Source organism: Acetobacter pomorum (assembly GCF_002738225.1).
Taxonomy (GTDB): domain Bacteria; phylum Pseudomonadota; class Alphaproteobacteria; order Acetobacterales; family Acetobacteraceae; genus Acetobacter; species Acetobacter pomorum.
In genome coordinates this window covers 25,460-42,069 of the sequence record NZ_PEBQ01000063.1, presented here as the reverse complement: position 1 = coordinate 42,069, position 16,610 = coordinate 25,460, and the positions used below count along the sequence as shown (strand labels likewise).

Sequence of the window (16,610 nt, the reverse complement as noted above, 5' to 3'; positions counted from 1 at the left end):
GGCATTATGACTGAAACCACGCCAGCAAAACCGAAGGGGCCCTTTGATGGGCTCCTCGTTATTGATCTGACACATGTGCTGAATGGTCCGTTCGGCACAACAATTCTGACAGATCTGGGTGCCCGTACAATCAAGATCGAGCCACCGGGGCATGGGGATGATACGCGTACCTATGGCCCATATGTTGGAGACCAATCGCTTTACTTCTCTTTTGTAAACAGGGGAAAGGAAAGCATTGTCCTTAACCTTAAGGATGAGGGCGATCGAGCGATTTTTCTGGAAATGGTGCGTAAGGCCGATGTGCTGGCGGAGAACTTCCGCCCCGGCGTGATGGACCGTTTGGGTTTCAATTATGAGGAACTGGCAAAGATCAATCCACGGTTGATTTATGCATCTTCATCAGGGTTCGGTCAGACAGGCCCGCTCGCACATTATCCTGCCTACGATACTATTGTGCAGGCCATGAGCGGCATCATGATGGCCACGGGCTTTCCCGATGGTCCGCCAACGCGGGTAGGGGGCACATCGCTTTCTGATCTGTGTGGTGGGGTTTTCATGTTCTGCGGCATTGCCAGTGCGCTTTATGCGCGTGAGCGCACAGGGAAAGGGGCACACATTGATGTTTCAATGTTTGATGGCACCTTGGCATTTTTGCAGCATGCTCTGATGTGCTGGTCTGCTACAGGCAAAGCCCCTGCGCGTATTGGCAATCGCCATCCTTATATGGCGCCTTTTGATGTGTTTCAGGCGCAGGACAAGCCTTTTGTCATCTGTTGTGGGAATGACCATCTTTTTAAGGCGCTTTGCGATGTGATTGGTGCGCCTGAACTGGCGACAGACCCGCGTTTTGTCGAAAATCATGATAGAATGGCCAATAATGATGCGCTGAAAGCTGCATTGGAAAAAGCACTTTCCAAACAGCCAGCGGCGCATTGGCTGGATGTTATTCACAAAGCCGGTGTGCCTGTTGGGCCGTTGCTGGACGTAGCAGAGGCGGCAAATCTGCCACAAACAGCCGCGCGGAATATGCTGATCAAATCTGGCGGGGTGATGATGCCCGGTAACCCGGTGAAAATCAGTGGGTATGATGACCCACATGAACGGCCCGGCGCCCCTAAGCTGGATGAGCAGGGCGCGGCGTTGCGTAAGGAATTTGCCGCACCAGAGGCAAAATGACGCCTGATGTAATACATTCTCCCACGCAGCCGGTGCGTCCGGCAGCACCATTGTCAGTCCTGCTTCGGCGGGTGGTGGGGCTGACATTCGTTGTCGCGTTTGTAGAGGTCACGGTCTATATGGACGTCGGGAGAATATATCCCGGTATCATGACCGGAAACACCGTGCAGTTCGGGCGGTCTGTTGCGTTGCATCAATGGGAGAATGCAGCCCTTACCGGAACAGCCATTGGCTTGTTTTTTTGCGGATGCATGTGCGCCAGCCTGATTCGACGCTACATGAAATGGCCGTACTGGGAATTGATGTTGATGGCCGCAGTGCTTGTTGTGGTCACCTTTGCGCGTCTTTCACCCGCGTTGCATCATGTTGTTGAACTTCCACTGGTGGCATTGGCCTTGGGAATGCAGGGAGAAACACTGGCACGTTTTGGAGGTGTTTCCCTGCAAACACTTGTTGTAACAAACAACATGGTCAAGTTCTCGGATGCGTTCATAGGGCGTTATGTGGCTGTCTGGCTTGATCAAGATCGTTTTGAGGCCAAGCGGCCCGCTCTTAAGGAAGTTGTCCTGCCCGGGGCTGCGTGGCTTTGCTATTTTCTTTCGGCAATGCTTGGGGCTGTTATTGAACATGTCTCACGTTTTGGGCTTTTGCTGCCCATTGTTGTGCTCCTTCTAACTGTCTATGATCTGCGTCATTCCCGGTATGACACCAATTAAGAGAAAAAGTAGATGACCGACCTTGTTGACAATACGTCTGAGCATCGGTTTGAACTGATGCAGAATGGTCAGAAAACTTTTGTGGATTATGCCAATAAGGATGGTGTTCTGGTTCTGTTGCATACAGAAGTTCCTGCCTCTCTGAGAGGGCAGGGTGCAGGCAGCCGATTGGCACGTGCAGTGTTGGATGCAGCGCGAAGCAGGAAAGTAAAAGTAAGTATCAAATGTGATTTTTTACAGAACTTTATTGAAAAACATCCAGAATATAAAAGTCTTGTTTCTTCCCAGGATTGATAATTCGATTTTTATTGATTTTTAAGATGGTAGAGAAGGTTATAAAATTTTAGTTTATGGAAATGTGATGTTTTGTTCTTATTTTTGGTTTAAAGCCAAGACCAGCATCTTTTCAAGAAATGTTACTTTGCATTGTGATGCTGGAAATGCACAATCATAAACATTGCGCATGCATCGGTCAGTAGGCGCGCAAAATCTGACGTGAAATAAGGTTGGTGTGCTTGTATGCTTTTATTCTATAAGTAAATATCTATATTTTTATATCCATTGTAATTGGTCTTGTATGGTATTATTCAAAAATGAACGCATATTGTATTAAGGAAGAAATATTCCCGTGACATTCTGTTATTCCAGATTTTTGCAGATTCGGTGGCTGGCATCAGCGATACTTGCTGGGATGATCCCTTCTGTTGTGTACGCACAACCCAAGTGTAAACATGCAGATGGAAGCCTTGATCTGATATTGCATGAGACAGGTGTTGTTGTGAATTATGGCACCGGGCACGGCATTTTTACATATGGAACACGTCATTACACGGTAGAAATCAAAGGTGGCGGTATTCTGACATTTGGCAGCGCAACAATAAAAGCCACAGCTTGCGTAACAAATCTTGGCAGGGTGCGTGATCTGGCGGGAACATATTGGACGATTGGCGGTGCTGCTAGCATTACGAATGGCAGTTTTGTGGCAGATATGGAAAATGCCCGTGGCGTTGATATGCACGTGCAGGGGCGTGTACATGGCCCATTAATATCTGGCCAGATTGCACGTTTTTCTGTGCGTTTTACATCGGGCAACGTGCCTGATCTATAAAGTGCCAAGTTGAAGCGTGAAATTGACCATGCAAAGTGATATAAAACCATAAAATAAAGATAATCTTGGGTTTTCTGCGCATCCACTTTGCTTAGTGCTGATTCCAGTTAATTATTACGCAACTTTGTGAATAATTTTCATTTGGCCTTAATGATGACGAATATCCGTGAAATATCCTACGCTAATGGGAAGATGCGTATGTTGCATTTTGGTGTGTGACATACGCGAAGGCTAATTTAGAGGGGATTATGGAAAATCAGGTTCATTCAATTTGGTCACAATTAAGTGGGTTGTTGCCTGTATTATTGGGGTATGTAAGCCAGTTTGTTCTGGCTCTAATTGTACTTTTTGTTGGTTGGAAAGTTGTTAACGCCGTAACGCGGGCAATGGGCCGCATGATGGCTGCCAGCCATATAGAGCCAACACTGCGTGGATTTTTGCTCAGCGTTGTTGGCCTGTTTCTAAAGGCTCTTTTGCTGATCAGTGTGGCTTCTATGGTGGGAATTGCCACAACATCCTTTGTGGCTGTTTTGGGTGCTGCTGGCTTGGCGGTTGGCATGGCACTGCAGGGAAGCTTGGCAAACTTTGCCGGCGGTGTTTTGATATTGCTGTTCAGCCCTTTCAAGGTAGGAGATTCCATTACGGCTGGTGGCAGTTCAGGCACGGTGACTTCAATTGAAATGTTCCGGACCGTACTGCTGGATGCGAATAACGAGATTATTTATGTCCCGAATGGAACATTATCGAACAATATTGTTGTTAACAGTTCGGAATCTGATAGGCTTCTGGGGTCCGTGAGTTTGTTGATGGACTACAATGATGACATGGACAAGGCACGGGCGCTGTTGCTGGGCCTGCTGGCGCAGGATGAAAAAGTTTTAAAAGATCCTGCGGCCTCGGTTTCTTTTTTGCCAAAGCCAGCAAATATTCAGATCACTTTAGGGTTTTGGAGCGCGCCGGGGGATGTCTCTTCCCTTGTGGCCAAATATTCCGAAGAATCCATCAAGGTACTTCAGCGGGAGGGGTATCGGCTTGGGGTAACAGCGCGGCCTGCCGCGTAACTAGGGCAAATTGTTTGGAAGTTTAAAATAGAGCTTCCAATTCTGGCAAAGGGGTAGGTGCTTTTCCTACCCCTTTTTTTGTTTTTTGGTGGGTTCAAAAAACACATTCGCAAAGCTCATTAACGTGGTTTTTGTTGAAGCGTTTCATGCGGCAGTGTGCGGCCGCACAGGGAAATCTGAACTTGCAATTTATTCTTAATTGCTTAATAAGCTGCGAAAGATTCCTATCTAGAGAGCCTTGCAATGAGTTTTCGTGTGTTTTGTTTGAATACGCTTTGTGTTTCCAGCCTACTTGCAGGTTTGGGAGAGGGCGTTTTCTTTACGGCTCACGTAAGAGCGGAAGGTACGGTGCTTTTGCATCAACCAGCTTCTGCTTCAGATAAAAAACATTTGAAGGGAGCACGTGTAAAAAAGACCACGCAAAAACAGACTCAGGAAACGCAAGGTCCTGTTGCGGCAAAACAGGAAGATCTGGTTGTAAAAGCTGCCCGCAGTAATCGTATGTATGTAACAAATGGTGGAGATCTAGGGGCCTTGGGCCACAAAAAGGGGCTGGATGTTCCCTTTAATATACGGAGCTATAATTCCAGTCTGATTTTAAACCAGCAGTCACAAACGCTGGGGGATGTTTTGCTGAATGATCCCACAGTACGCACCACAATGGGCTATGGGAATTACGCCCAGCTTTTTCAGATCCGTGGCTTTACGCTCTATGGGGATGATATTGCAATTGATGGTTTATATGGGGTTACGCCGCGTCAGCTTGTTTCCCCTCAACTTTATGATTCTGTTCAGGTTTTAAATGGTGCAAGCGCATTTTTAAATGGTGCCGCACCGGGAGGGTCGGCCATTGGTGGCAACGTAAACCTCATTCCCAAGCGGGCCACATCTACAGATATCACACGTGTAACAGGTGATTATACAAGTAGCGGGCAAGGGGGAGGGGCTTTTGACATAAGCCGCCGGTTTGGCAAGGACCGTGCCTATGGTTTTCGCTTTAACGCGGCAGGCATGGATGGTGAAACACCCATCAAAGGTGAACGGCATGATGATATAGCCCTTGGGGGATCCTTTGATTGGCATAATGATGATACGCGCATCAATATGAGCATGAATTACCAGAAACAGCAGGTTTTTGGTGGGCGTAGTGCCATTATTGTTTCCAGCCTTGCAACAGATATGCCCGCACCCAAGGCAACGTCTCCTTCAAAAAACTGGGGGCAACATTGGGCTTATACAGATCTTTCCTACCTGTTTGGCACGTTGAATATTGAGCATGATTTTGGAGAGCATATTACCACATACGCAAAATTTGGTGCCCAGAGTGGCAATGAAATGGGTAATTATGCAACCACCCAACTAACCAACTCCCGTACAGGAGATGGTTCGGTAGGTGCCATGGCAGATGCTTATAATGTTATGAACGAGGCAACCCAGGCAGGGGTGCGGGCGCATATCAATACCGGCTTTATTAAACATGAAATCAATGCAGGTGGTTCCGCAATTTGGGAAGAATCAGATTCTGCTTATGCTATGAGCCTACTTGGGCAAGCGGGGAACATTTATCATCCCACCCAGTTTACCCCTAATGAAACTTGGGGCGCTGGAAATTTACATAACCCCGGACGTGTTGCATGGAACAAGCTTTATAGCCTGTTTCTGTCTGATACGATGACATTCTGGCATGACCGGATCGCACTGACTGGCGGCTTTCGTTATCAGGATATTTTGTCAGATTCCTTTAATTACGGAAGCGGAGAATTGCTCTCGCATTATAATTCTTCAGCATTTTCTCCTGTTATCGGCCTTGTGGTGCACCCGGTTAAGAATTTCGCACTGTATTTCAATCGTATTCAGGGGCTTTCTGCTGGCACCACTGTTGGTTCCACCTATGTAAATGCGGGGCAAACCTTTGCACCGTATCAGAGCACGCAGTATGAGGTCGGTGCCAAGTATGATGTCGGGCGTTTTTCTGCCGGTGTCGCATTTTTTCAGACATCCATGCCATATGGGATGACAGAACCGTATGGAGACAGCGGCGAATCTATCTATACCCAAAGTGGCAAGCAGAGAAACCGTGGCATGGAACTTACCTTTAATGGCGAGGTTCTGCCGGGTTTGCGGTTTAATGGCGGTTTAACGCTTATTGATGCAAAGCAGGTACATACGGAGGGGGATACTTATAATGGCAAAACCGTTATTGGTATTCCAAATTATACCATCAACGGAAATCTGGAATATGACGTTCCTTTCGTAAAAGGTCTAACGCTTGTTGGCCGCGTTATAAGCACAGGCAAGCAACAGTTTAATAACGTCAATTCAGCGCATTTACCGGCCTGGTCCCGGTTTGACCTTGGGGCGCGCTATACTTTTCTTCTGCACAATAAGCCTCTTACTGCCCGGTTTGAAGTGGATAATGTTGGTAATCAACGGTATTGGGCATCTGTGTATCAAAGCAATCTCGTTATGGGAGATCCAGAAACTTTTAAGTTTTCGGTTAGCGTAGATCTTTAAGTTATAAGATATCAGGTGCTTTTTGTTCTGGTCGCTATTTAAAAGGGCAGGGCACCAAAAACATCGCCAGCATTTTGTGATGGGTTTATATAAATAAAAATAAATTCATAAGTGGATTGTTCTTTTGTTAAGTGCAACTTTCCGCAAAAAACTTCGTTCAACGCTTTGTCACTTTGCGGATATTCCTTCTTTTCAAGAAAAGAGCTGCTTTTTAAAAGGACAATGTCAATGAAAAAGATGTACTTTCTTGCTGCTGCGTTGTGCGTGGCTACGCCGGTATTTGCGCAATCATTGCCAGAACGCACGGGCATCAATTCTGTTATGGGCATAGCTCCTAAAACAGATGATTTTATTCGAAGTGTCGTATGGAGTGATCTTTTTGAGATACAATCCAGCCAGCTTGCTCTTTCAGAACCTTCTCTTAAAGATTTTGCCTCTAAGATGATAGAAGATCATCACAAAACATCAGCCGAGTTGAAGCAGATTTTGAGTGATAATAACATAACCAATACATTGCCAGTGGATACGGATGATTTAAGCCAGAAAAAACTGGAAACACTGCATACCCTGCATGGCCAAAGTTTTGTTCGGCAATACCGTGATGATCAAATATCAGCGCATGAAAATGCCCTCTCGCTCTTTCAGCGTTATGCCAAAAATGGTGATAATCCAGCTTTGAAAAAATGGGCAGCAGAGACTGTTCCCACGCTTGAAGAACATCTGAGATTGGCGAAAAATCTGCCGCAATAAATTTGTATTTTTCTTTGAGCTCTGGGCAGCAAATCTGGAACGATGAGCGATTTGCAATAAAGCTCCAATTCAGAGTATAAGCAGCGCTCACTCAGATGAGAGGTCGTATAACGGCCTTTTACTGGCCTTTGCCGCCCAAAGCTCTCAGATCCGACGCCCATATGGTAAGGTGTCCAGAGCATTTCACCCTCCATATGAAACCAAGCCCTTCAGGGGTCTGTGCGCCGTCGAAGCAAGCGAGAGATCGTCAACTTTGATTGTGATCAGTTGTTCAATCAAAGGATATCTCCGTGAGAACCGATTGCTGCAAGGTCTTGATGATCTTTCCGCTTTTTAACGCCAGTTCGTTCTGGAATTACAAAGAGGCCTGTGATCTGGCTGGGGCACGCTATCCAGCCGCGCCACTTGGTTTGATTACGGTTGCAGCGCTGCTTCCCAAAAATTGGGAAGTTAAACTGGTGAACCGGAACACTGAATCCCTGACAGATGAGGATTTTGCCTGGGCTGATATGGTTATGACAGGCGGAATGCTCCCACAGCGCAATGATGCCTTGCGTATTATAGAAATGTGTCGCGCTAGCAATAAGCCTGTGGTGGTTGGGGGGCCAGATGTCACATCCAGCCCAGCTTTGTATAGCAGGGCGAATTTTCAGGTTCTTGGTGAAGCTGAAGAAATCATGGCGGACTTTGTAACCGCTTGGAATCAAGGTGATGCGGAGGGTGTCTTTAAGGCTCCAATGGGCAAAACCGATGTGACCAAAAGCCCATTGCCGCGTTTTGATCTGCTAAAGCTGGATCAGTATTTACATGTCGGTATTCAGTTTTCACGCGGGTGCCCGTTTAGTTGCGAGTTCTGCGATATTATTGAACTTTATGGTCGCGTGCCTCGGACCAAGACCAACGCACAGGTTCTGGCAGAATTGGACGCGCTCTATGCTCTTGGGTATCGGGGGCATGTGGATTTTGTTGATGATAACCTGATTGGCAATAAAAAAGCGCTCAAGAAGTTTTTGCCAGATTTGAAACTTTGGCAGAATAAAAAGAAATTTCCATTTGAATTTTCAACTGAAGCATCCATCAATCTTGCTGATGATACAGATTTACTGCGGGGGCTGGCTGAAACAAACTTCTTTGCTGTGTTTATCGGAATTGAAAGCCCGGATACAGACACGCTGGTCATGACACAGAAAAAGCAGAATACACGGCGCAGCTTGCAAGAAAGCATTACCAGAATTCATGAAGCCGGTATTTTTGTAAACGCTGGTTTTATTGTTGGTTTTGATAGTGAAAAAGGCAGTGTTGCCACAGGAATGGTTGATTGTATTGAAGATACAGCCATTCCTGTTTGTATGGTTGGGTTATTATATGCCCTGCCAACCACACAGCTTACACGCAGGCTGTTGGCAGAAGGGCGCCTGTTTTCCGGCGGGGAGCAAACACAGTCTGGAGACCAATGTACTGCCGGATTGAACTTTGAAACCAAACGCCCGCGCCGTGACGTACTGAATGATTACAGAACAGTGCTGTCAGAAATTTATAACCCTGTGGCCTATTTTGGCCGTGTACGCCGGATGGGGCGTATGTTGAAACGCACGCGCGCGCATAAAATGGTGCGTGGTGATTTGCGCAGTTTTGTAAGGTTATTGCTGCGTATTCACACAGCGGGTCCGGGAACATCCAAACAATTCTGGCGCATGATAATTGATTGCGGGCTGCATAACCCAAAAGCGCTGCCCTATGTGATTATGACCAGTGCTCTTTATTTACATCTTGGTCCGTTTTCACGGCAAGTGGTGCAGGAAATTGATAAAGAAATCAATGATGTAGACCAAGGGCGCTGGCATGCACCTGCTCCCCAGCGTTCTGCTGAAGCAGAACTGTTGCCAGCGTAATCTGTCTGTATGTTCTGCCCCCTGTTTTTTCATAAACAGGAGGGCAGGGTATGCGTGAAGGCGTTATTAAAAATCAGCAGAAAGGGTTGCTGTCACAACAAATGGAGAACCAATAACATAGGTGGGCTGTGATCCTGATAGACTTTTGCCGGTGAGAACCCCATGCTGTGTTTTAGCGTTGGTTGTATATCCATACATTGAAGAAAGGTAATGGTTATCGCCAAGGTTCACGAGGTTGAGCTTGATTTTTGGAGAGACATGCCCAATCTGCGGCAAACGTCTGCCAAAGCCAAGATTGGCTGTAACGTAACCGGGAATACTCTGGTCGTTCATAAGCGTTGCATACTGGCGGCCTGTATATTGCAGCGTAAAGTTGCCGAACCATTTGCCATCATTATAGGTAAGCCCAAGTGAGCCGGAAAATTGTGGCGCACCTACTTCCTGCTTGCCTTTTGTGGCAAGGTAATCTCCTGCATAGGCAATATTGTTCCCGTTTTTTGTGTGCATATACTGGCCAGATGCATACCCACTAATATGATGCCAAGGGCGCGTGGCAAGTTCTGCCTGAATACCATAGGCTTCCATGCCGCCAGCGTTGATCAACTGTGAAATTGTTGAAGTGGACCCTGGCTCATAGCTTACGGCTGAAACCTGATGGTTTGTCACATTATAATGAAAGCCAGCCAGGTTCGCCATGAAAAGGCCGCTGTAACGATATCCAACTTCTTCCGTAATCATGTATTCCGGCTTGTAGTCTGACATCGGGAGAGATGTCGCCTTGCCAGTGTTATAGCTGTAAGAGGCAAGCTGTGAGCTTAAGCCAGAAGGAAGATGGTAGCCGGTGGTGCCGTTCACATAAATCTGATGATTGGGATTAAAGCGGTAATTAATCAGAACCTGAGGTGAGGGAATAAATACGTTTTTAATGGATTTGCTTGCTGTTACCCCTGGCAGATCTTGGGTGTATTGGCGGTTAGCCATCACCATTCTAATGCCGCCATCAATAGTCAGACGATCATGCAGAAAAGACATTTTATCGTCCACAGCAAAGCTGTTTAGCTGCTGTAAGGCGTTTTCATTATCTTCGTTAATAAGAAGGCCACCATTGGCTGTAAGAGGGGCGCCATTAGAGTTCCAGTGCCCGCTGCCGTTAACGGGATAAAACTTCTGGCTGGCCGCTTCCTGCGCGTAAGAATACCAATACGTAAAATTAAGCGTGTTGAATTTATGTTTCCAATGTCCGGTAAGTGTTAAGCCGGAAGAAATAGTATACCAGTCTGAAACTTCGACAGATGTGAGTTTGCTGACAGAGGGATCATATCCCGGTAGGTTTTGGTAATTGTCGAGATATTTATATTTTTCAGCTCCAGCATAACCATTCGCAACAGGAACGGTTTCTCCATAATAGTAGGGACCATGAAATTCGACAGAGTAGGCTTGAGCATCCAGGCTGAGACCGTGCCCAAAGCTGAAATGGTTTTTGAGTGTGCCGTAAATGGCTCCGGTATTTTTGCCGTTTAGCCCCACATAGTGTGTATCACCATTATAATACTGGTTGTTCAGCCCATATTTTGTGCCGTAGGTTTTCCAGTTCGCTAAGGAGGGATAAAGCCATTCACCCTGAGCGGCATCCGTAAATCCAAAAATGGCTTCTGAATGGCTGCCAGGAGCCCAGCTTTTTGTAAGCGCAGCATCAACATGCCACTTTCTGATATCCCCAGCACCGCGCCACATATCACTTCGTGCATAGGAACCTGATACAAAACCACGCACGCCGGAATGGCCAATTTCGCCCGTATCGTAGCGAATAAAGTCTTTATTGGTGCCGTAAGATCCACCAGAAGCCGCAACATGTACATTCTGTTTGTCCATCGGGTGGCGGACTGTGGCAGAAACTTCGGCACCTGTGGCGTTATAGGTTGGTGAATTGATATCTACCGAACCCTGCATCACATTCACCTGGCCCATATTCTCACTATCTACAAGAGAAGGGGTGTAAGTGCTGTATGTAAACGGGTTGGCGGCTGGCATACCTTCTAGCGTGACACCAATTTCCGCCTGCGCCATGCCACGAATATGAATGGTGGAAAATGAGGTTGTCAGTGGTCCTTCACTGGCTGAAACCACACCAGGGACAGTCTGGATAAGAGATTCAATCGTGGAGGTGGGAGACTGCATTTCGATATAGCTATGGGAAAGTGAGCTTATCGTTTTGCCAGATGTTTGTTTTACCATCATGCCGCCGCCTGCAGTTTTGCGTGAGACGACATCTACGTTCTCACCCTTGGCTTTCGGCATGGCAGCCGTTTTTTTTGTAGCTAGGGGAGCATGTTTTTTGGGTTTTTCCGGATTGCTACTCGCTTTGGCGATTGTTGTGGTGTTTTGAGCAAATAAACAAACAGTGCTCAGGATCAGGAATTTTTTCATTGCGGTGTCTCATCTCCCCATAAGGCGGCCGCAACGTATCTGAGTTTGTTTTTCTTTTTGAGTGATATTGTAAAAATTCATTTATATTAAACAAAGTATTCATAAAAACGTCATGCATGTCATAAAAATGAGAGTTGTGTGTATACGGCAGAATATTGATTACCTATGCCTGCCTTGTTTGGAGGTGTCCGTAAACGCGGCAAGAATTATAAGAAATATATCTAGATATATCTTGACGTCAGATATATCGGAATATATATCGGAATTATGAAACATAGAAACAAACACGCAGGCGGTCGTAACCGCCAGGTTTTCTCTCCTGAAGGTGCAACAGGCTCTGAAGGAAAGCATCGCCATCATCATGGCCGCAAAGAAGGACGGCGCGGTGGACGCAGCAGACTTTTTGATTATGGAGAAATCAGATTGCTGGTGCTGAATCTGATTTCAGAAAAACCAACTTACGGTTATGAGCTTATTAAGGACATTGAAGAAAAATTTGGTGGAAGTTACACACCCAGCCCCGGTGTTATTTACCCCACACTGACTTGGCTGGAGGAAGCAGGCTATATTCGTCCATCTGAAGGGGAAAGCCGCAAAAATTACCAGATAACGACAGAGGGAGAGGCATACCTCACAGCAAACCGTGCTGGTCTGGATGAAATTCTTTCTCGTGCAGCCGCAGTGGAACCTGAAGGGAGAGGTGGACGTAAAAATATCCCTATGCCTGTTCTGCGTGCCATGGAAAATTTGAAAATGGCCCTGCGCCTTCGCTTACGGAACGGAGGGCTTGACCCTGAAGCAGAAGAAAAAATTGCAGCATTGCTTGATGAAGCTGCACGGGGTGTTGGGCAAGTCTAAGATCAGGAATTGAGGGCAAAAGAGAGGAGAAGTGATTATGGATGATAAAATTCAGGCGGTTCTCACTCTCTATCATGCACGTATCCAACACGAACGCAGCCAGCCGCGTGTAGAAGTTCCTGGCGGGCGCGATGGTGGGCATGACCAGCGCATGCGCGCCATCGGCCCGGAAACAGGGCAGTTATTGAATATCCTTGCCAAGAGCTTCAATCGTCCAACAATTCTGGAACTGGGTACATCCTTTGGGTATTCCGGCATTTGGCTTGCAGAAGCTGCACGGGCAACTGGAGGCAAGCTTATAACAATGGAATTACATGCATATAAATCTGCCTATGCCCAACACATGTCGCAACAGGCAGGTTTGGCAGATTGGGTGGATTTTCGTGTGGGTGATGCCGTACGGATGATTGATGAGCTTGATGATAAAATAGACTTTGTTTTTGTTGATCTTTGGAAAGATCTTTATGTGCCGTGCCTGCAAGCGTTTTATCCGCGTCTTAACCGGGGCGCCATTATTGTGGCGGACAACATGATCCGCCCCGGTACGGAAGGTGTTAAACGCTATGGGCAGGCCATACGTGCATTACCTGGTATTTCCAGCGTTCTATTGCCGGTGGGCACAGGGATAGAGGTCAGTCGTTTTGATCCAGAATGATGTAGAACGCTTTTGTTATGGTTTATCATGTTTTTCTTGGGCATCTGGTGTTGCACAGGTAAAACTGCGTGCATCATCCATATTGCCATGTCCATCATAACGGGCCACTTTTGGCCAAGCACAAAGTGGGCGTGTACGGATAATCTTTCCATCACTCACGCGGGCGGCCACAAGCGTTTCTGGCGCCTGTTTTTCGGTTACCCAGTTATCAATGGCGCCAAGTTTGCTAAATGTGTCACATCCCGCACCACCATAGCAATGACCCATGCCGGGAATGGTGATTAGCCTGATATTGTCCTGATAATTCGGCCCTGCATTATGCTGGAGAGACTGATAATAACCTGCCAGTTGTTCAGGGTTATGACCATCATTCCAGCCAATATACATCAGAAGCCGCCCGCCATGCTGAAAGAATGGGGTGAGATTATCATCTACATGTAAAAGTGGGCCAAGCTTACGTGTGGCTTCCTCTATATCAGTATCCCATTTCAGGGTTGTCCAATCCCATTCCGGGTTTTGGAATGCTGCATATTTGAATAGGTCCAGTGCAACAGGAAAGGCTTTGCCATCGGCAGAAAAGCCATCTTCACTTCCTTTGGCCGGACCAGGGAAAATAACCTGATGTGTTTGCGGGTTTACAGGGCCCTGATAAATATTTTTGGCAGCCTGCACCTCATTTGCTGTGAGGCAGGATGAAGTATCTGCGCCCTTGCACAAAAGCTGATCTGGCATAAAGGTGCATTTATCCGGTTCATCCAAAAACCCCTGTTTTTTGCCAACGGGTGAGGCACAAGCATTCATGACAGCAGTATTCAGTAAATGAAATTTATCGTGTGATACACGCAAGGCGGAGTTATGGTAGCTCATCCATCCTGCCCACAGTTGTTCTGCATTAAAATTTACAATCGGGTTAGGGGGCGCGCCAGCAACAATGCCATCATAATCTTCTGGATAGCGTTTTGCTTCAATCAGCCCTTCCAGCCCACCAAGCGAACAACCTATCCAATAAGCATGTGCTGCAGGCTTTTTGTAGAAGGCTGTAATAAGAGCCTTGGCTGTTGTGGTCATCAGGTGGTCAGCGCGATAGGCGTAGTCGATCAGTTTTTCAGGGTGCCCCAGTGTAAAACGTCCACCCTGACCTTCAGGGGTAGCGCTATCATGCCCGGTATCTGTGCTGGCAACTGCGTATCCTTCGCCGACACCTGTTACCATACCGTTATACATAAGGGAGCCTGCCCAACCAAAATTGCCAACTCCCAGCAACTTTCCATTCCAGCCGCTGAGTGGCAGCCAGATTTCCGTACGGATATGTGAATCATGCGAGGGGTGCAAAGTTATGGCAATACGACAAAAAGCTGCGTTTGGCGCCTGTGCAGGATGGCCCGCCAAGTTCATGCCTGGGGCAGACATAATATGGCTAAGCTGATTTTGTGGAGATTGCCATTTGCCAGCTTGTACAACTTCAACTGTTGTAAATGTGGCATCTGGAATGGTCTGATGTGCAAGTTCTGTGCAACTTGTAGCATGTGCCATGTGCGGCACCATAAGTGTCAATGGCATCATCAGGCTCAAAAGGGTGAGACGATGCCAAGTGAGTGTTGGAAGCAAAGAAAGTGATAGTCGATAGGGCATCAGAAAACCTGCTTACTGGGTTTGTAGCAAAAGAGAGTTAAGCCGAAATAAAAGGGTAAAACGGGAAAATATGCGAAAATTTTTTGGGGCTATCAGTGGATTCCTAGCAGTCATCCCTACGACAATAGCAGCCTCGGCCGCAAATGCTCCACCAGTTTTGGCGCGTGTGGATGAGAGTGCGACTGCACGGCAGACACAAGCTGCAGTTATTGCAGCTCAGTCTTTTTTATCCTCTTTAGATGCACATAAACGTGCTGTTGTGGTATTTCCTTTCGTTGTACAGAAATCTGCTTCACTTGCCCGTTTTCGCCGGGATGCGCCAAACCAATCAGTTCATCCCGTAACGGATGCGCAAGCCAGTAAAACAACAGTGCGCGGACCCGGCATGGGCCCACCCGGTGGTTTTGTGGGGGAACGCTATGGTGCATCTGTATGGTCCAACTTTCCGGTTAGTGATGTACCACGGCCCGGTTTGCAAATGGGGCAATTAACGCCAGCTCAACACGCTGCAGCCCTATATCTGCTACAGACTGTATTAAGCCCCAAAGGGTATCAGAAAGTATTGGATATTATGGGGGCGGATCAGGCGTTGGCTAATAGCGGAACGCCATTTGCCTCTGGCAAGGCTGTTTATACTTTGGCCATTTTTGGCGACCCAGCGGCAACAAAACCTTGGATGATTCAATTTGGTGGCCATCATCTAGGGCTTAATATTGTTATTGATGGTGAGCATGGCGTTATGACACCTACCTTAACAGGTGCACAGCCTGCAATTTATCAGGCCAATGGCAGAACTGTGCGTGTGCTTGCCGCAGAAAGTGACCGTGCTTTCACCTTACTGGATGCCCTAGACGCAAAACAGCGTCAGCAGGCTATTTTACCTTACAAAGTGCAAGATCTGGTCCAGGGGCCGGGGCATGATGGAGAAATAATTATTCCTGAAGGTGTTAAAGTGTCTACTTTTTCACCAAAGCAGAAAGAACTGCTTATGGGTCTTATTTCTGAATGGGCAGGTATTATTAATGATACCTATGCTGCACCGCGCCTGAAAGAAATCAGGGAAGACCTAAATGATACCTGGTTTGCATGGAGCGGACCAACCACGCATATATCCGGGCACAACGGATCAGCCTACTATCGCATTCAGGGGCCACGGTTATGGATAGAGTTTTCACCACAAGGTGTGGGGGATGATCCAACCCTGCATGTACATACAGTATATCGAGATCCTACCAATAGTTATGGCAACCGGTATACTGCACAGTGAAACCAAAATTTTTTCAATTTCTTATGCTCGGTGGTCTCACTATTTTTGCGTTTCCAGCAAAAGCGCACCGCTTGGATGAGTATTTGCAAGCCACGGTGGTTAGTATTACGCGGCAGCATATTGATGTTATATTGCGCCTGACACCGGGGAAGAATGAATTCCCCCGTATTCTGCGTCAAATGGATACAAATGGTGATGGCAGTCTATCTGAGCAGGAGCAGTATAAATATGCCCAGAGCGTTGCAGGTAGGTTATCTTTCTCGCTGGATCATATACGTATTCCCCTTAAACTGGAGGAATACGCTTTTCCGCCTATTGCAGAACTGCAAGCGGGAAGCGGCATAATACGTTTATATTTTAAAGTAACGTTGGATCTTAAACCTGGATTACATCAGTTAAGATACACAAACCAGGGAGTTGATCCTGATACTGTTTATTCGGTTAATGGCTTGCTTCCGCATGATCCGGCTGTGCATGTCTTGCATCAGCAGCGTTCAGTCAATCAGTCGGTTTATGAGTTAGATTTTACGGTTGATTGATAAGTGAGCAAAACC

Annotated in this window: 15 protein-coding genes; 12 read left to right on the top strand and 3 right to left on the bottom strand. The window is 46.9% G+C overall.

What is annotated here, in order from left to right; translation table 11 throughout:
• Nucleotides 1–6 precede the first annotated feature (6 nt).
• The 6 genes from yfdE to CSR02_RS04325 all read left to right on the top strand — a co-directional run bounded on the left by yfdE (nt 7) and on the right by CSR02_RS04325 (nt 6,575).
• Nucleotides 7–1,176 carry a CoA:oxalate CoA-transferase gene (gene yfdE / locus CSR02_RS04350; RefSeq protein ID WP_244176772.1) on the top strand — a complete coding sequence of 390 codons (1,170 nt, stop codon included), beginning with the start codon at nt 7–9 and terminating at the stop codon, nt 1,174–1,176.
• Nucleotides 1,173–1,892, top strand: coding sequence for a YoaK family protein (locus CSR02_RS04345; protein ID WP_099540697.1), 720 nt, complete (start codon nt 1,173–1,175; stop codon nt 1,890–1,892). Before yfdE ends, CSR02_RS04345 begins: the two co-directional genes overlap by 4 nt.
• A 12-nt stretch (nt 1,893–1,904) precedes the next feature.
• Nucleotides 1,905–2,186: a GNAT family N-acetyltransferase gene (locus tag CSR02_RS04340; RefSeq protein ID WP_099540696.1), complete on the top strand. Its 282-nt coding sequence runs from the start codon at nt 1,905–1,907 to the stop codon at nt 2,184–2,186.
• Between the two features lie 334 nt (nt 2,187–2,520).
• The gene (locus CSR02_RS04335) at nt 2,521–3,000 is read left to right on the top strand and encodes a hypothetical protein (RefSeq protein ID WP_099540695.1); all 480 of its coding nucleotides are present in this window, start codon (nt 2,521–2,523) and stop codon (nt 2,998–3,000) included.
• Between the two features lie 248 nt (nt 3,001–3,248).
• Nucleotides 3,249–4,061 (top strand): mechanosensitive ion channel family protein, encoded by an 813-nt coding sequence (locus CSR02_RS04330; RefSeq protein ID WP_042787397.1) that lies wholly within the window; start codon nt 3,249–3,251, stop codon nt 4,059–4,061.
• A 243-nt stretch (nt 4,062–4,304) separates the two neighbouring features.
• The gene (locus CSR02_RS04325; protein ID WP_042787396.1) at nt 4,305–6,575 is read left to right on the top strand and encodes a TonB-dependent receptor; all 2,271 of its coding nucleotides are present in this window, start codon (nt 4,305–4,307) and stop codon (nt 6,573–6,575) included.
• Between the two features lie 38 nt (nt 6,576–6,613).
• Here CSR02_RS04325 and CSR02_RS16515 read toward each other — a convergent pair whose 3' ends face one another.
• Nucleotides 6,614–6,904 carry a hypothetical protein gene (locus CSR02_RS16515; protein WP_183172675.1) on the bottom strand — a complete coding sequence of 97 codons (291 nt, stop codon included), beginning with the start codon at nt 6,902–6,904 and terminating at the stop codon, nt 6,614–6,616.
• On the opposite strand from CSR02_RS16515, the gene CSR02_RS04320 reads away from it, so the two are divergent.
• Nucleotides 6,804–7,325: a DUF4142 domain-containing protein gene (locus CSR02_RS04320; protein WP_099540694.1), complete on the top strand. Its 522-nt coding sequence runs from the start codon at nt 6,804–6,806 to the stop codon at nt 7,323–7,325. The genes CSR02_RS16515 and CSR02_RS04320 overlap by 101 nt on opposite strands.
• A 290-nt stretch (nt 7,326–7,615) precedes the next feature.
• Nucleotides 7,616–9,217 carry a B12-binding domain-containing radical SAM protein gene (locus CSR02_RS04315; protein ID WP_183172673.1) on the top strand — a complete coding sequence of 534 codons (1,602 nt, stop codon included), beginning with the start codon at nt 7,616–7,618 and terminating at the stop codon, nt 9,215–9,217.
• A 66-nt stretch (nt 9,218–9,283) separates the two neighbouring features.
• Here the strand turns inward: CSR02_RS04315 and CSR02_RS04310 are convergent, their stop codons facing one another.
• Nucleotides 9,284–11,644 (bottom strand): TonB-dependent receptor, encoded by a 2,361-nt coding sequence (locus CSR02_RS04310; RefSeq protein ID WP_099540692.1) that lies wholly within the window; start codon nt 11,642–11,644, stop codon nt 9,284–9,286.
• Nucleotides 11,645–11,911: 267 nt separating this feature from the next.
• On the opposite strand from CSR02_RS04310, the gene CSR02_RS04305 reads away from it, so the two are divergent.
• Together CSR02_RS04305 and CSR02_RS04300 are read left to right on the top strand one after the other, a co-directional pair.
• Entirely contained in the window at nt 11,912–12,502 is a 591-nt protein-coding gene (locus CSR02_RS04305; RefSeq protein ID WP_099540691.1) for a PadR family transcriptional regulator, read from the top strand.
• 31 nt (nt 12,503–12,533) lie between these two features.
• Nucleotides 12,534–13,157 carry an O-methyltransferase gene (locus tag CSR02_RS04300; protein WP_208616802.1) on the top strand — a complete coding sequence of 208 codons (624 nt, stop codon included), beginning with the start codon at nt 12,534–12,536 and terminating at the stop codon, nt 13,155–13,157.
• 15 nt (nt 13,158–13,172) lie between these two features.
• Here CSR02_RS04300 and CSR02_RS04295 read toward each other — a convergent pair whose 3' ends face one another.
• A complete protein-coding gene (locus tag CSR02_RS04295; RefSeq protein ID WP_099540689.1) occupies nt 13,173–14,789 on the bottom strand; it encodes a tannase/feruloyl esterase family alpha/beta hydrolase in 1,617 nt (538 codons plus the stop codon).
• A 70-nt stretch (nt 14,790–14,859) separates the two neighbouring features.
• Between CSR02_RS04295 and CSR02_RS04290 the strand changes: the two genes are divergently transcribed.
• Both CSR02_RS04290 and CSR02_RS04285 read left to right on the top strand, forming a co-directional pair.
• The gene (locus CSR02_RS04290; RefSeq protein ID WP_099540688.1) at nt 14,860–16,056 is read left to right on the top strand and encodes a DUF3500 domain-containing protein; all 1,197 of its coding nucleotides are present in this window, start codon (nt 14,860–14,862) and stop codon (nt 16,054–16,056) included.
• 23 nt (nt 16,057–16,079) lie between these two features.
• Nucleotides 16,080–16,595, top strand: coding sequence for a hypothetical protein (locus CSR02_RS04285; protein WP_099540718.1), 516 nt, complete (start codon nt 16,080–16,082; stop codon nt 16,593–16,595).
• The last annotated feature ends 15 nt before the right edge of the window (nt 16,596–16,610 follow it).

What these genes read in the sequence shown, in the direction of transcription:
- CSR02_RS04330 (WP_042787397.1), top strand. Translation starts at nt 3,249, where the DNA reads ATGGAAAATCAGGTTCATTCAATTTGGTCACAATTAAGTGGGTTGTTG.
- CSR02_RS04340 (WP_099540696.1), top strand. Translation starts at nt 1,905, where the DNA reads ATGACCGACCTTGTTGACAATACGTCTGAGCATCGGTTTGAACTGATG.
- CSR02_RS04285 (WP_099540718.1), top strand. Translation starts at nt 16,080, where the DNA reads ATGCTCGGTGGTCTCACTATTTTTGCGTTTCCAGCAAAAGCGCACCGC.
- CSR02_RS16515 (WP_183172675.1), bottom strand. Translation starts at nt 6,904, where the DNA reads ATGCCCATAACAGAATTGATGCCCGTGCGTTCTGGCAATGATTGCGCA.
- CSR02_RS04345 (WP_099540697.1), top strand. Translation starts at nt 1,173, where the DNA reads ATGACGCCTGATGTAATACATTCTCCCACGCAGCCGGTGCGTCCGGCA.
- CSR02_RS04320 (WP_099540694.1), top strand. Translation starts at nt 6,804, where the DNA reads ATGAAAAAGATGTACTTTCTTGCTGCTGCGTTGTGCGTGGCTACGCCG.
- CSR02_RS04305 (WP_099540691.1), top strand. Translation starts at nt 11,912, where the DNA reads ATGAAACATAGAAACAAACACGCAGGCGGTCGTAACCGCCAGGTTTTC.
- yfdE (WP_244176772.1), top strand. Translation starts at nt 7, where the DNA reads ATGACTGAAACCACGCCAGCAAAACCGAAGGGGCCCTTTGATGGGCTC.
- CSR02_RS04290 (WP_099540688.1), top strand. Translation starts at nt 14,860, where the DNA reads ATGCGAAAATTTTTTGGGGCTATCAGTGGATTCCTAGCAGTCATCCCT.
- CSR02_RS04325 (WP_042787396.1), top strand. Translation starts at nt 4,305, where the DNA reads ATGAGTTTTCGTGTGTTTTGTTTGAATACGCTTTGTGTTTCCAGCCTA.
- CSR02_RS04295 (WP_099540689.1), bottom strand. Translation starts at nt 14,789, where the DNA reads ATGCCCTATCGACTATCACTTTCTTTGCTTCCAACACTCACTTGGCAT.
- CSR02_RS04310 (WP_099540692.1), bottom strand. Translation starts at nt 11,644, where the DNA reads ATGAAAAAATTCCTGATCCTGAGCACTGTTTGTTTATTTGCTCAAAAC.